Genomic DNA, 401 nt, shown 5'->3' with positions numbered 1-401 from the left:
CGACGTCCTGATCGTCGGCGCCGGACCGGCCGGCATCCTGGAGGACGGCCACCCGTCCGAACACGGCACCGCCGGCACCCTCCCGTATGAGCGCGGCGGCGTGTCCAACCGCACCCGGGCCTGGGGCGGGGGCGGCCGCGCGGGCCCCCGACGCGGTGGGCACCGACGCCGGCGCGGTGGCGGGCAGCGCGGTCACGCTGGCCGAGGTGCACGCGCGCGTTGGGTGTTAGGTCGGGTGGTCGCCGGAGCTCGGCGCCCCCAAGACCCGGCTGGTGCACAAGATCGGAAGAGCGTCGGGGAGGGAAATAGTGTCCAAGCGAGTGTAGATCTCGGGGGTCGCCGTCTCATTCCCGAGCGGGGGGGGGGGGGGGGGGGGGGGGGGGGGGGGGGGGGGGGGGGGG

1 protein-coding gene is annotated in these 401 nt (G+C 77.3%); it reads right to left on the bottom strand.

Annotated elements, in window-relative coordinates:
- Positions 1–196: hypothetical protein (locus PUR71_RS05180; protein ID WP_443077363.1), on the bottom strand; the 196-nt coding region annotated here is incomplete at its 3' end.
- Positions 197–401: the final 205 nt, after the last annotated feature.

This window comes from Streptomyces sp. SP17BM10 (genome assembly GCF_036322405.1).
Lineage (GTDB): Bacteria > Actinomycetota > Actinomycetes > Streptomycetales > Streptomycetaceae > Kitasatospora.
The sequence above is the reverse complement of the archived record's forward strand: the minus strand, read 5'-3'. Positions and strand labels throughout refer to the sequence as shown.